Here is a 12,706-nt window from a genome sequence, read left to right as displayed (position 1 = left end):
GGAATACGGCGAGCAGTTCAATGGGTCTTGGAAGTGATGGCGGCTGCGGCGATGCCAGCCACTGCGGGGCTGCCCAATCGAAAGCGGGTACAGGCATGGCTGCGCTCCAACGGCTACCGACCTTCTGCATTGCATATCAAGTTGCACGAACGGGTCGCCGCGCGGTTCGGCATCGCGAACGCTACGACGGGGGACCATCCTGCGAGCGAGCGTCTCTCCGGCGACTACTCCGTGGTGACCGTCGAGTCGGTGGTCAAGTTTCTCCAGTCGCAAGGTTGGATCGCCCGGGAATGGGTGGTCCGGCGCGAGCCGATAGCGAACGATGCAGGTGGCGGTATCCGAACCGGGGCGAAGCGCGGCGCCACGAGCGAACGCGGGCAAGGTGCCGCCGCTGCGGGTGACGGCGGTTCGGACCCGGCAAGGCGGCGGCCGCGAGGTCGAGCTGGCGGCGCCGGCCAGACGGAACCGATTACGCTGGTCTGGCCGTCTCGTGCGGACGATTCCGCGGCGGGCTTCGTGGTCGGCGAGACCGCCGAGGCCGCACGGCACGCGCGCAGTGAGCGGTGGTGAAGCCCACGGCCTTCGCTGCCCGCTCGGACGAGCGCCTGGCTTGAAGCGCGTGGGTGGCTAGGCCTTCCGGAACCGTCGTCATCGTGGGGCGAGCTACCATTCGATTCCGTTTTTCCGAATGAAGCCATGCAGGATTTCGATCTGATCGTCGTAGGCGGTGGTTCCGGCGGCCTGGCGGGTGCGTTCCGCGCCGCCGAGCACGGCGCGCGGGTGGCCTTGCTCGAGCCGCACCTGCTCGGCGGCACCTGCGTCAACGTCGGTTGCGTGCCCAAGAAGGCGATGTGGCTGGCCGGGGAGATCGCCGCCAAGTTGCAGCTCGCGCCGGCATTGGGGTTTCCCATCCCGCGGGCGCCGCTGCACTGGGCGGAGTTCATCCTGCACCGCCAGCGCTACATCGCGAACATCCAGACCAGCTACCGGCGCCGGCTGGACGAGGCCGGCATCGTGCTGACGCCGACGCGCGGGCGACTGCTGGACGCGCGCACGGTCGAATGCGAGAACGGCGCGCGCCTGCGCGCTTCGCACGTCCTGATCGCCACCGGCAGCCGGCCGATCCGTCCGCCCATCCCGGGCGCGGAGCTGGGCGGGGTGTCGGACGACTTCTTCCAGTGGCGAGCGGCGCCGGAGCGGGTGGCCCTGGTCGGCGGCGGCTACATCGGGGTGGAATTGGCGGGCCTGCTGCAGGCCCTGGGCAGCCAGGTCGAACTGTTCGTGCGCGGCGAGCAGCTGTTGCACGGCTTCGATGGCGAATTGGCCGAGCGCCTGGCGGAGGACTACCGCCAGCTCGGCGTGCGCGTGCATTTCGGCCGCTCCGTGGCCGCGCTGGAACGAACGGAAGGCGGCGTGCGCGTGCGCGATGCGAAGGGCGGGCTGAGCGAGCGCTTCGATGCGGCGCTGTTCGCCACCGGCCGGCGCGCCAACAGCGAGGCGCTGGGTCTCGACGCCGTCGGCGTCGAGGTCGACGGGGACGGGCGGATCGTGGTCGACGAACGCAATGCGACCGCCGCGGCGGGCGTGTACGCGGTCGGCGACGTGACCGCCGACCCGGCGCTGACGCCGGTGGCCATCGCCGCCGCGCGGCGCCTGATGGATCGCCTGTTCGGCGGCCGCGACGCGCCGCTCGACCGCCGCCACATTCCGACGGTGGTGTTCTCGCATCCGCCGCTGGGCAAGGCCGGCCTGACCGAAGTCGAGGCGCGCGAGCGGTACGGCGAAGCGGTGCGTGTGTATCGCGCCAGTTTCCGGCCGATGCTGTACGCGCTCGCCGACCGGCCGCAGACCAGCCTGTTCAAGCTGGTCTGCGTGGGCGACGAGCGGCGCGTGGCCGGGATCCATCTGCTCGGCGAGGCGGCGGACGAGATCCTGCAAGGCTTCGCGGTGGCGCTGAAGCGGGGCATCACCCTGGACGACCTGCGCGATACCGTCGCGATCCACCCGACCAGCGCCGAGGAGATCGTGCTGATGCGGTAGGCGGATCGGCCGGCGCCGGGCGTCTTGCGCCGGCGTCGGGCGGGACCCGCCTACAATGGCGCCATGGACGTCTTCACCCTACACCGCGGCACCGCGCCGCTGCTGGTCAGCCTGCCGCACGACGGCAGCGAGATTCCGCCCGGCTTGGCCGAACGCATGACGCCGGCGGCGCGCCGCGCGCCGGATACCGACTGGCACGTCTCGCGCCTGTACGCGTTCGCGCGCGAGCTGGGCGCCTCGATCCTGTTCCCGCGCTATTCGCGCTACGTAATCGACCTCAACCGGCCGCCCGACGACGCTTCGCTGTATCCGGGCCAGAACACCACCGGCCTGTGCCCGACGGTGCGCTTCACCGGCGAGCCGGTGTATCTCGACGGCCAGGCGCCGGGCGCCGACGAGATCGCGGAACGGGTCCAGCGCTACTGGCGCCCGTACCACGATGCGCTGCGCGGCGAGCTCGACCGGATCCGCGCCGCGCACGGCCGCGTCGCGCTGTGGGAAGGGCATTCGATCAAGGGCAGCGACCTGCCGTACCTGTTCCCGGGGCGCCTGCCCGACCTCAACCTCGGCACCGCGGATGGCGCCAGTTGCGCCCCGGCGCTGCAGGCGCGGCTGGAGGCGGTGCTGGCCGCGCAGGGCGGGTACGACTACGTGGTCAACGGCCGCTTCAAGGGCGGCTACATCACCCGCCACTACGCCGATCCCGGACACGGCATCGACGCGGTGCAGCTGGAGATGAGCCAGCGCGTGTACATGGACGAGGCGAGCTTCGCCTACGACGAGGCCAAGGCGACGCGGGTGCAAGCGGTGATCCGGCGGTTGCTGGAGTCGGTGCTGTAGCGTCATCGCATTCGGCTACCCTCACCCAACCCTCTCCCGCATGCGGGAGAGGGGCTTTGTCCGCACGATGGATCGAGACGGCTTGGGCTCCCTTCGCCAGTGGAAAGGGGCTTCGTCCGGACCGGTCGAGACGGTTGCGCCCCTCTCCCGCCCGGCGGGAGAGGGATGGGCGAGGGCCGCCTTCAGACCTCCAGCGTCGCCAGGTCGCCCTTGCTCTCCAGCCACTGCTTGCGGTCGGAGGCGCGCTTCTTCGCCAGCAGCATGTCCATCAGCGAATGGGTCTGCACGTCGTCGTCGACGGTCAGCTGGACCAGGCGGCGGGTGTCCGGGTGGATGGTCGATTCGCGCAGCTGCGCCGGGTTCATCTCGCCCAGGCCCTTGAAGCGGGTGACATGGACCGCGCCCTTGATCTTCTCGCGCTCGATCTTCTCCAGCAGCAGGCGCTTCTCCTCCTCGTCGAGGGCGTAGAACACCTGCTTGCCCACGTCGACGCGGAACAGCGGCGGCATCGCCACGAACACATGGCCGGCGCGCACCAGCGCCGGGAAATGCTTGAGGAACAACGCCGACAGCAGGGTGGCGATGTGCAGCCCGTCCGAGTCGGCGTCGGCGAGGATGATCACCTTGCCGTAGCGCAGGCCGGTGAGGTCGTCCTTGCCCGGGTCGCAGCCGATCGCGACGGCGAGGTCGTGCACCTCCTGCGAGGCCAGCACGCTGCCCGACGCCACCTCCCAGGTGTTGAGGATCTTGCCGCGCAGCGGCAGGATCGCCTGGAAATCCTTGTCGCGCGCCTGCTTGGCGCTGCCGCCGGCCGAATCGCCCTCGACCAGGAACAGTTCGGTGCGCGAGAGATCCTGGCTGATGCAGTCGGCCAGCTTGCCGGGCAGAGCGGGGCCCTGGGTGACCTTCTTGCGGACGATCTGCTTCTCGGTCTTCAGCCGCGCCGCCGCGCGCTCGATCGCCAGCTGCGCGATTTTCTCGCCGAGCTCGACGTGCTGGTTCAGCCACAGCGAGAACGCGTCGTGCGCGGCGCTCTCCACGAAGCCGGCGGCCTGGCGCGAGGACAGCCGCTCCTTGGTCTGGCCGCTGAACTGGGGGTCGGTCATCTTCAGCGACAGCACGAAGGACACGCGGTCCCACACGTCTTCGGGCGCCAGCTTGACCCCGCGCGGCAGCAGGTTGCGGAAGTCGCAGAATTCGCGCAGCGCGTCGGTGAAGCCGGTGCGCAGGCCGTTGACGTGGGTGCCGTGCTGGGCGGTCGGGATCAGGTTGACGTAGCTCTCCTGCACCAGCTCGCCTTCCGGCAGCCAGGCCACGGCCCAGTCGACCACTTCGGTGTCCTTCTTCAGGCCGCCGACGAACAGCTCCGGGGGCAGCAGCTCGCGGCCGCTCAGCTCGCCCTTGAGGTAGTCGCGCAGGCCGTCCTCGTAGTGCCATTCGTGGCGCTCGCCGCTGGCCTCGTCGAACAGGCGCACGTGCAGGCCGGGGCAGAGCACGGCCTTGGCGCGCAGCAGGTGCTTGAGCGCGCGCAGGGCGAACTTCGGGCTGTCGAAGTACTTCGGGTCGGGCCAGAAGCGCACCCGCGTGCCCGTGTTCTTCTTGCCGACGCTGCCGACGACCTCCAGCGGGCTGGCGCGGTCGCCGTCCTTGAAGCTCATCCGGTATTCGTTGCCGTCGCGCTTGATGTGCACCTCGACCTTCCTGGACAGCGCGTTGACCACGCTGACGCCGACGCCGTGCAGGCCGCCGGAGAAGGTGTAGTTCTTGTTGCTGAACTTGCCGCCGGCGTGCAGCCGGGTCAGGATCAGCTCGACGCCGGGGATCTTCTCCTCCGGGTGGATGTCCACCGGCATGCCGCGGCCGTCGTCGGCCACCTCGCAGCTGCCGTCGGCGTGCAGCGTCACCTCGATGCTGCGCGCGTGCCCGGCCAGGGCCTCGTCCACGGCGTTGTCGATCACCTCCTGCGCCAGGTGGTTCGGGCGCGTGGTGTCGGTGTACATGCCGGGGCGGCGCTTGACCGGATCCAGGCCGGAGAGGACTTCGATGTCGGCGGCGTTGTAGCGGGAACTCATTCGGCGTGCTGCGAAAGGACAAGACCGGCGATGGTCGGCGCGCGGCGGCGGAAATTCAACCGCGGCGGCGCCGGGGGCGGCGGCACGCCGTTCATCGCGGGTGCGGGCGCCGGCCCGTACCCTGTCGGCCGTTTCGAGGAGACCGCCGTGATGAGATCCCGCACCTTGCTCCCTGCTTCCCTCGCGATCGCGCTGGCCGCGGCCCTGGCGGGGCCGGCCGCCTCGGCGCAGTCGCAGGCGGGCGCGCGCGACGAGCAGGCGCCGCAGGCGCACGCGTCGCCGGAGCGCCGCGCGGCCGCCGCGCCGGCCTCCGCCGACGCGCAGCCGCGTCCCGCGCAGGCGGGCCGCCAGGCCAAGCCGACGCAGGGCAAGCGCCCGCAGTACGAACCGGAGGAAGAGGACGAGCGCTGACCTGCCGAGCCTCGCCGCAAGCCCGATGACGCCCCGGCCCGCCGGGGCGTCTTCGTTGGCGCGCCCTTCCCCGGGCTTGCGGGACCGGGCCTGGCGGGCAGCGAACCCGATCCGTTCCGGCGCGTCCGACCGGCGATGCGGCGCAGGACGCGGCGCCGGCAAGCGCGGGCGGCCCGCACGGGCCGCGACTCGCGGCCGCAGGGCCGAGCCGGTAAACTACGGCTTTCCAGCGGCAGCAAAACCATGACTCCCCTGATTTTCGTCACCGGCGGCGTGGTGTCCTCGCTCGGCAAGGGCATCGCGGCGGCCTCGCTGGCGGCCATCCTCGAAGCGCGCGGCCTGCGTGTGACGATGATGAAGCTCGACCCCTACATCAACGTCGATCCGGGCACGATGAGCCCGTTCCAGCACGGCGAGGTGTACGTCACCGACGACGGCGCCGAGACCGACCTGGACCTGGGCCACTACGAGCGCTACCTGCGCACCCGCCTGTCGCGCAAGAACTCGATCACCACCGGCCGCATCTACGAGAACGTGATCCGCAAGGAGCGCCGCGGCGACTACCTCGGCGGCACCGTGCAGGTGATCCCGCACATCACCGACGAGATCAAGCGCTGCATCGTCGAGGCCACCGAAGGCTTCGACGTGGCCCTGGTCGAGATCGGCGGCACCGTCGGCGACATCGAATCGCTGCCGTTCCTGGAGGCGATTCGCCAGATCCGCACCGAGCGCGGCCCGGACAAGGCGTTGTTCATGCACCTGACCCTGGTGCCGTGGATCGCCGCCGCCGGCGAGCTGAAGACCAAGCCCACCCAGCATTCGGTGAAGGAACTGCGCTCGATCGGCATCCAGCCCGACATCCTGCTGTGCCGCAGCGAGCAGCCGCTGCCGGACAGCGAGCGGCGCAAGATCGCGTTGTTCACCAACGTCTCCGAACGGGCGGTGATCTCCGCGGTCGACCTGGACAACATCTACCGCATGCCGCGCCGCTTCCACGAGCAGGGCCTGGACGACCTGATCGTCGAGCGCCTGCGCCTGCCGGCCGGCCCGGCCGACCTGCGCGAGTGGGACGCGGTGGTCGACGCCAGCGAGCATCCGGTCGACGAGGTCACCATCGCCGTGGTCGGCAAGTACGTCGACCATCAGGACGCCTACAAGTCGGTCGGCGAGGCGCTCAAGCACGGCGGCCTGCGCCAGCGCACCAAGGTCCAGCTGAAGTGGCTGGAATCCAGCGACATCGAGCGCGACGGCACCGCCGCGCTGGACGGCGTCGACGGCATCCTGGTGCCGGGCGGCTTCGGCGACCGCGGCTTCGAGGGCAAGGTGCTGACCGCCCGCTATGCGCGCGAGCGCGGCGTGCCGTACTTCGGCATCTGCTACGGCATGCAGGCGGCGGTGGTCGACTACGCCCGCCACGTCGCCGGCCTGGCCGGCGCCAACAGCACCGAGAACGACAAGGCCAGCCCGCATCCGGTGATCGGCCTGATCACCGAGTGGCGCACCGCCAGCGGCGAGATCGAACGCCGCAGCGAGGACAGCGACCTCGGCGGCACCATGCGCCTGGGCCTGCAGGAGCAGCGGATCAAGCCGGGCACGCTGGCGCGCGAAATGTACGGCAAGGACGTGGTCGGCGAGCGCCACCGCCACCGCTACGAGTTCAACAACCGCTACCGCACCCAGCTCGAGGACGCCGGCCTGGTGATCAGCGCCAAGTCGATGGACGACCTGCTGGTGGAGATGATCGAACTGCCGCGCGCGCAGCACCCGTGGTTCCTGGCCTGCCAGGCGCACCCGGAGTTCCTCTCCACCCCGCGCGACGGCCATCCCCTGTTCGTCGGCTTCATCCGCGCCGCGCGCGAGCACAAGGCGCAGGCCGGCGGTCGGCTGCTGAGGGAAGTCCGTTGAGCCCGCCCGGACGTTACGAAACGGCCCGCAGGCGCGCGCGGGCCGGCCGCGACCTGATGATCGCCGCCGCCGTGGTCGCGGCGCTGGTCTTCCTGCTGTACGTGGGCTGGCGCATCGTGACCGGCCTCGACGATGGCTACGGCATGATGGCGATCGCGTGCATCCTGCTCGGGACGCTGGCCGCGGGGCCGCTGGCGCTGATCGGCGCCGTCCTGTGGGTCGCCGGACGCGCGGCGATGGAGCGGGCGCCGGATCGGCCCGGCATGGCCGTCAACGGCAACAACGAGGAGCCACGATGAATCTGTGCGGTTTCGAAGTCGGCCTCGACCGACCCTTCTTCCTGATCGCCGGCCCGTGCGTGATCGAGTCGATGCAACTGCAGCTCGACACCGCCGGCAAGCTCAAGGAGATCGCCTCCGGGCTCGGCCTCAATTTCATCTTCAAGTCCAGCTTCGACAAGGCCAACCGCACTTCGGCCGCGAGCTTCCGCGGCCCCGGCCTGGAGGAGGGCCTGAAGGTGCTGGCCGAGGTGAAGCGCCAGATCGGCGTGCCGGTGCTCACCGACGTGCACGAATACACGCCGCTGGGCGAGGTCGCCGAGGTGGTGGACGTGCTGCAGACGCCGGCCTTCCTGTGCCGGCAGACCGACTTCATCCAGAACGTGGCCCGCACCGGCAAGCCGGTCAACATCAAGAAGGGCCAGTTCCTCTCGCCGTGGGAGATGAAGCACGTCACCGACAAGGCCAAGGCCACCGGCAACCGGCAGATCATGGCCTGCGAGCGCGGCGTGTCGTTCGGATACAACAACCTGGTCAGCGACATGCGCTCGTTGAGCGTGATGCGCGAGACCGGTTGCCCGGTGGTGTTCGACGCCACCCACTCGGTGCAGCTGCCCGGCGGCGCCGGCGGCAAGAGCGGCGGCCAACGCGAGTTCGTGCCGGTGCTGGCGCGCGCGGCGGTGGCGGTGGGCGTGGCCGGTCTGTTCATGGAAACCCATCCGGACCCGGACCAGGCCCTCAGCGACGGCCCCAACGCCTGGCCGCTGGGCAAGATGCGGGCCCTGCTGGAGACGCTGCTCGAGCTCGACCGGGTGACCAAGCAGCACGGCTTCCTGGAATCGGCGCCGTAGCGCCGGGCCCGCCGCGCGGCCGCGCCGGCGGATCCTGCTCGCCTGGCGCGCGCGAGCCGCAGCCCCGGCGCGATCTTCGCTATCGTTCGCCGGCGACTTCTTCCATTGACCTGACACTGCTGACCATGACCACGATCGCCCAAGTCCACGCTCGCGAGATCCTCGACAGCCGCGGCAACCCGACCCTCGAAGCCGAAGTCACCCTGAGCGACGGCAGCGTCGGCCGCGCCGCGGTGCCGTCCGGTGCGTCCACCGGCACCAAGGAGGCGGTGGAGCTGCGCGACGGCGACAAGACCCGCTACCTGGGCAAGGGCGTGCGCCAGGCGGTGGCGAACGTCAACGGGGCGATCGCCAAGGCGCTGGCCGGCTTCGATGCCGCCGACCAGGCCGGCCTCGACCGCCGCCTGATCGACCTGGACGGCACCGAGAACAAGGGCCGGCTCGGCGCCAACGCGCTGCTGGGCGTGTCGCTGGCCAACGCGCATGCGGTGGCGGCGTCCAGGAAAATGCCGCTGTGGCGCTACCTCGCCCAGGGGCGCGAGGCGGTGCTGCCGGTGCCGATGATGAACATCATCAACGGCGGCGCGCATGCCGACAACAACGTCGACCTGCAGGAGTTCATGATCCTGCCGGTCGGCGTCGAAAGCTTCTCCGAGGCGCTGCGCGCCGGCACCGAGGTGTTCCACGCGCTGAAGTCGGTGCTCAAGGGCCGCGGCCTGTCCACGGCGGTCGGCGACGAGGGCGGCTTCGCCCCGGACCTGCGCAGCAACGAGGAGGCGCTGGAGACCATCCTCGAGGCGATCGGCAAGGCCGGCTACAAGGCCGGCGAGGACATCCTGCTCGGCCTCGACGTCGCTTCCAGCGAGTTCTACGACAACGGCAAGTACAACCTCACCGGCGAGGGCAAGCGCCTGACCAGCGAGCAGTTCGCCGACTTCCTCGCCGGCTGGGTGGCGCAGTACCCGATCGTGACGATCGAGGACGGCATGGCCGAGCACGACTGGGCCGGCTGGAAGCAGCTGACCGACAGGATCGGCGGCAAGGTGCAGCTGGTCGGCGACGACCTGTTCGTGACCAACCCGAAGATCTTCAAGCAGGGCATCGACCAGGGCGTGGCCAACGCGATCCTGATCAAGGTCAACCAGATCGGCACCCTGACCGAGACGCTCGAGGCGATCGCGATGGCCGACGCGGCCAGGTACGCGGCGATCGTCTCGCACCGCTCCGGCGAGACCGAGGACACCACCATCGCCGACATCGCGGTGGCGACCACCGCGACCCAGATCAAGACCGGCTCGCTCTGCCGCAGCGACCGCGTGGCCAAGTACAACCAGCTGCTGCGCATCGAGGAACAGCTCGGTTCGGCCGCGCGCTACGCCGGCCGCGACGCGTTCGTCTCGCTCAAGCGCTGATCCGGAGCGAGGGCCTCGGCATGCGCGCACTGCACTGGCTGCTGCTGGCGCTGGCGGCGCTGTTCGCCATCCTGCAGTACCGGCTGTGGTTCGGCGAGGGCGGCGACCGCTCCGTCGCGCGCCTGCAGCGCCAGGTGCAGCAGCAGGCGCGCGAGAACGCGGGCCTGCAGCAGCGCAACGACGCGCTCGCCGCCGAGGTCGAGGATCTCAAGTCGGGCGAGGCGGCGGTCGAGGAACGGGCGCGCAGCGAGCTGGGCATGATCAAGCCGGGCGAGACGTTCTACCGCGTGGTCGAGCCGGAAACGTCGGCGGCGCCGCGGCAGGGCGAGGCGCCGCCGCAGTCGGCGCCCGAACCGTCCGCGACGCGGCGATGATCTGGGCCGTCGTTCCCGCCGCGGGGCGCGGCACGCGCTTCGGTGGCGAGGTTCCCAAGCAGTACCTGCCGGCCGCGGGGCGGCCTCTGATCGCGCACGCGCTGGAGGCGCTGCTGGCGCATCCGCGGGTGGCCGGGGCGATGGTCGCGCTGGCCGCGGACGATTGCCTGTGGCCCGGCTGGGCCGAACTGCGCGGCAAGCCGGTGCTGCGCTGCGTCGGCGGCGGCGAGCGCGCGGACTCGGTGCTGGCGGCGCTGGAGGCGCTGCCGGAATCCGCGGGCGCGGACGCGCTGGTGCTGGTGCACGATGCGGCACGGCCGAACCTGCACGCGGCGGATCTCGAGCGCCTGATCGCGGCGGCCGAAGCGCATGCCGACGGCGCGATCCTGGCGGCGCCGGTGCGCGATACGCTCAAGCGCGCCGGCGAGGATGCGCGCATCGCCGCGACCGAACCGCGCGAGCGTCTGTGGCGCGCCTTCACCCCGCAGGCGTTCCGCCGCGGCGCGCTGACCGCGGCGCTGCGGGCGGCGCGCGAAGCCGGTGTCGCCGTCACCGACGAGGCGATGGCGATGGAGCGCGCCGGCGCCCGCCCGCGGCTGGTCGAGGGCCGCGAGGACAACCTGAAGGTGACCACGCCGGCCGACCTCGCGTTGGCCGAGCATCTGCTCGCGCGTCGCTGAGGGTTCCGGCACGCCGGCGCGCAGGCCCCCGCGCGCACGCCGGCCACCGGCCCGTAAGCACCCGAAGAGCCCGTAAGATGTCGTCCCGGCCCGCCAAGCGGGCAGGGGCCCGCTCATCCGCATCCGCAGCAGCGCCGCCGGCGCAAGACCGACAGCCGCACGAGCCACCGCATGAACATCCGCATCGGCCAGGGATTCGACGTCCACGCCTTCGGCGAGGGCGACCACGTGGTGCTCGGCGGCGTGCGCGTGCCGCACGAGCGCGGCGTGCTCGCGCATTCCGACGGCGACGTGGTCATCCACGCGCTGTGCGACGCGATGCTCGGCGCGCTGGCGCTGGGCGACATCGGCCGGCATTTCCCGCCCAGCGATCCGCGCTGGAAGGGCGCCGACAGCCGCGCCTTCCTGCGCCACTGCGACGCGTTGATCGGCGAACGCGGCTGGCGCGTCGGCAACGCCGACGTCACCGTGGTCTGCGAACGCCCCAAGGTCGGCCCGCATGCGCAGGCGATGCGCGAGCGATTGGCCGAGGACCTCGGCGTCGGCGCCGAGGCGATCAGCGTCAAGGCCACCACCAGCGAGAAGCTCGGCTTCACGGGGCGCGGCGAGGGCATCGCCGCGATGGCGGTATGCCTGCTGGTGCCGAAGTGAACGGCGCCGCGCCGGCCCTGCCGCGCGCGCATGGCGACGCCGTGCTGCGCGCGCGCAGCCGCACGGTCGCGGAGGACTTCTTCGTCGAGGAACTGCCCGGGTTCGCCGCCAGCGGCAGCGGCGAGCACCTGCTGCTGACGGTGGAAAAGCGCGGCATGAACACCGCGCACGCCGCCGAACGCATCGCCGCGTGGGCGGGCGTGCCGGCCGCCGCGATCGGCTACGCCGGGCTCAAGGACCGTCGTGCGCTCACCCGGCAGCGCTTCAGCGTGCACCTGCCGAAGCGGCGCCTGCCCGACCTCGGGGCCTTGGCGCGGGAGCACGGCGACGAGCGCCTGCGCGTGCTCGAGCACGCCTGGCACGCGCGCAAGCTGCCGCGCGGCGCCCTGGCCGGCAACCGGTTCGCGCTCGTGCTGCGCGAGGTGGACGGCGATCGGGACCTCGTCGAGGCGCGCCTGCAGGCGATCGCCGCGCACGGCGTGCCCAACTATTTCGGCGAGCAGCGCTTCGGCCGCGGCGCCGGCAACGTCGGCCAGGCGCTGGCGATGTTCGGCGGCCGCCGCGTGCGCCGCGACGAGCGCGCGCTGCTGCTGTCGGCCGCGCGCTCGGAGCTGTTCAACCGGGCGCTCGCCGCGCGGGTGGCGCGCGGGTGCTGGGACCGCGCGCTCGACGGCGAGGTGTGGATGCTCGACGGCAGCCGCAGCGTGTTCGGGCCGGTGCCGCACGATGCGGAGATCGCGCGCCGCCTGGCCGGATTCGACATCCACCCGAGCGGCCCGCTGTGGGGCCGGGGCGAGCTGCGCAGCGCCGGCGAGGCGGCGGCGCTGGAGCGGGCCGCGCTCGCCGACCCGGACGCGCTGGCGCTGCGCGCCGGGCTCGAGGCGGCCGGGCTGAAGCAGGAACGGCGCGCGCTGCGCCTGCGCCCCGACGGCCTGCGCTGGCACTGGCCGGACGCGCGCACCCTGGCGCTGGAATTCGCGCTGCCGCCCGGCGCCTATGCGACCGCGGTGCTGGCGGAGCTCGGGCAGATCGAAGATGCGCAACGCCGCGCGCCTTCGCGCGAGGCGGGGGTGGCGGAGGCGCCGGGCGAGGGCTGAAGCCGTCGAAGTCGGCGCGCGGCGACGCCGGTGGCGTGGTGCGCGCCAGCCGCGCATTTCGTTCCCGCCCGGCGCGAGCCGCGCGCGTGAACCCG

13 protein-coding genes are annotated in these 12,706 nt (G+C 71.7%); 12 read left to right on the top strand and 1 reads right to left on the bottom strand.

The window, feature by feature from the left end:
* The first annotated feature begins 3 nt into the window (after nt 1-3).
* The 3 genes from EDC50_RS12155 (at nt 4) to hutG (ending at nt 2,880) form a co-directional block, all read left to right on the top strand.
* The gene (locus EDC50_RS12155) at nt 4-570 is read left to right on the top strand and encodes a DUF2145 domain-containing protein (RefSeq protein WP_277872346.1); all 567 of its coding nucleotides are present in this window, start codon (nt 4-6) and stop codon (nt 568-570) included.
* Between the two features lie 126 nt (nt 571-696).
* Nucleotides 697-2,040, top strand: a complete 1,344-nt coding sequence (gene gorA, locus EDC50_RS12150; protein ID WP_123770746.1) for a glutathione-disulfide reductase — start codon at nt 697-699, stop codon at nt 2,038-2,040.
* 63 nt (nt 2,041-2,103) lie between these two features.
* Nucleotides 2,104-2,880, top strand: a complete 777-nt coding sequence (gene hutG / locus EDC50_RS12145; protein WP_123770745.1) for an N-formylglutamate deformylase — start codon at nt 2,104-2,106, stop codon at nt 2,878-2,880.
* Nucleotides 2,881-3,062: 182 nt separating this feature from the next.
* Here hutG and parE read toward each other — a convergent pair whose 3' ends face one another.
* A complete protein-coding gene (gene parE, locus EDC50_RS12140; protein ID WP_123770744.1) occupies nt 3,063-4,952 on the bottom strand; it encodes a DNA topoisomerase IV subunit B in 1,890 nt (629 codons plus the stop codon).
* A 150-nt stretch (nt 4,953-5,102) separates the two neighbouring features.
* On the opposite strand from parE, the gene EDC50_RS12135 reads away from it, so the two are divergent.
* From EDC50_RS12135 to truD, 9 genes are all read left to right on the top strand, one after another.
* Complete coding sequence (locus EDC50_RS12135; RefSeq protein WP_123770743.1) at nt 5,103-5,363, top strand: hypothetical protein; 261 nt, start codon at nt 5,103-5,105, stop codon at nt 5,361-5,363.
* Nucleotides 5,364-5,606: 243 nt separating this feature from the next.
* The gene (gene pyrG / locus EDC50_RS12130) at nt 5,607-7,268 is read left to right on the top strand and encodes a CTP synthase (RefSeq protein WP_123770742.1); all 1,662 of its coding nucleotides are present in this window, start codon (nt 5,607-5,609) and stop codon (nt 7,266-7,268) included.
* A 56-nt stretch (nt 7,269-7,324) separates the two neighbouring features.
* A complete protein-coding gene (locus EDC50_RS12125; protein ID WP_123770741.1) occupies nt 7,325-7,567 on the top strand; it encodes a hypothetical protein in 243 nt (80 codons plus the stop codon).
* Entirely contained in the window at nt 7,564-8,397 is an 834-nt protein-coding gene (kdsA, locus tag EDC50_RS12120; protein ID WP_123770740.1) for a 3-deoxy-8-phosphooctulonate synthase, read from the top strand. The genes EDC50_RS12125 and kdsA overlap by 4 nt, the downstream gene beginning before the upstream one ends.
* 125 nt (nt 8,398-8,522) lie before the next feature.
* A complete protein-coding gene (eno, locus tag EDC50_RS12115; protein ID WP_123770739.1) occupies nt 8,523-9,809 on the top strand; it encodes a phosphopyruvate hydratase in 1,287 nt (428 codons plus the stop codon).
* Between the two features lie 20 nt (nt 9,810-9,829).
* Nucleotides 9,830-10,183 (top strand): cell division protein FtsB, encoded by a 354-nt coding sequence (ftsB, locus tag EDC50_RS12110; RefSeq protein WP_123770738.1) that lies wholly within the window; start codon nt 9,830-9,832, stop codon nt 10,181-10,183.
* Nucleotides 10,180-10,863, top strand: coding sequence for a 2-C-methyl-D-erythritol 4-phosphate cytidylyltransferase (gene ispD / locus EDC50_RS12105; RefSeq protein ID WP_123770737.1), 684 nt, complete (start codon nt 10,180-10,182; stop codon nt 10,861-10,863). Before ftsB ends, ispD begins: the two co-directional genes overlap by 4 nt.
* A 171-nt stretch (nt 10,864-11,034) precedes the next feature.
* Entirely contained in the window at nt 11,035-11,514 is a 480-nt protein-coding gene (gene ispF, locus EDC50_RS12100) for a 2-C-methyl-D-erythritol 2,4-cyclodiphosphate synthase (protein ID WP_123770736.1), read from the top strand.
* Nucleotides 11,493-12,611 (top strand): tRNA pseudouridine(13) synthase TruD, encoded by a 1,119-nt coding sequence (gene truD / locus EDC50_RS12095; protein ID WP_123770735.1) that lies wholly within the window; start codon nt 11,493-11,495, stop codon nt 12,609-12,611. The genes ispF and truD overlap by 22 nt, the downstream gene beginning before the upstream one ends.
* Nucleotides 12,612-12,706: the final 95 nt, after the last annotated feature.

It is taken from the genome of Vulcaniibacterium tengchongense (assembly GCF_003814555.1).
Classification (GTDB): Bacteria; Pseudomonadota; Gammaproteobacteria; order Xanthomonadales; family Xanthomonadaceae; genus Vulcaniibacterium; species Vulcaniibacterium tengchongense.
The sequence above is the reverse complement of the archived record's forward strand: the minus strand, read 5'-3'. Positions and strand labels throughout refer to the sequence as shown.

Coding starts and splice junctions, on each gene's coding strand:
- gorA (WP_123770746.1), top strand. CDS start 697: ATGCAGGATTTCGATCTGATCGTCGTAGGCGGTGGTTCCGGCGGCCTG.
- hutG (WP_123770745.1), top strand. CDS start 2,104: ATGGACGTCTTCACCCTACACCGCGGCACCGCGCCGCTGCTGGTCAGC.
- parE (WP_123770744.1), bottom strand. CDS start 4,952: ATGAGTTCCCGCTACAACGCCGCCGACATCGAAGTCCTCTCCGGCCTG.
- EDC50_RS12135 (WP_123770743.1), top strand. CDS start 5,103: ATGAGATCCCGCACCTTGCTCCCTGCTTCCCTCGCGATCGCGCTGGCC.
- pyrG (WP_123770742.1), top strand. CDS start 5,607: ATGACTCCCCTGATTTTCGTCACCGGCGGCGTGGTGTCCTCGCTCGGC.
- EDC50_RS12125 (WP_123770741.1), top strand. CDS start 7,325: ATGATCGCCGCCGCCGTGGTCGCGGCGCTGGTCTTCCTGCTGTACGTG.
- kdsA (WP_123770740.1), top strand. CDS start 7,564: ATGAATCTGTGCGGTTTCGAAGTCGGCCTCGACCGACCCTTCTTCCTG.
- eno (WP_123770739.1), top strand. CDS start 8,523: ATGACCACGATCGCCCAAGTCCACGCTCGCGAGATCCTCGACAGCCGC.
- ftsB (WP_123770738.1), top strand. CDS start 9,830: ATGCGCGCACTGCACTGGCTGCTGCTGGCGCTGGCGGCGCTGTTCGCC.
- ispD (WP_123770737.1), top strand. CDS start 10,180: ATGATCTGGGCCGTCGTTCCCGCCGCGGGGCGCGGCACGCGCTTCGGT.
- ispF (WP_123770736.1), top strand. CDS start 11,035: ATGAACATCCGCATCGGCCAGGGATTCGACGTCCACGCCTTCGGCGAG.
- truD (WP_123770735.1), top strand. CDS start 11,493: ATGCCTGCTGGTGCCGAAGTGAACGGCGCCGCGCCGGCCCTGCCGCGC.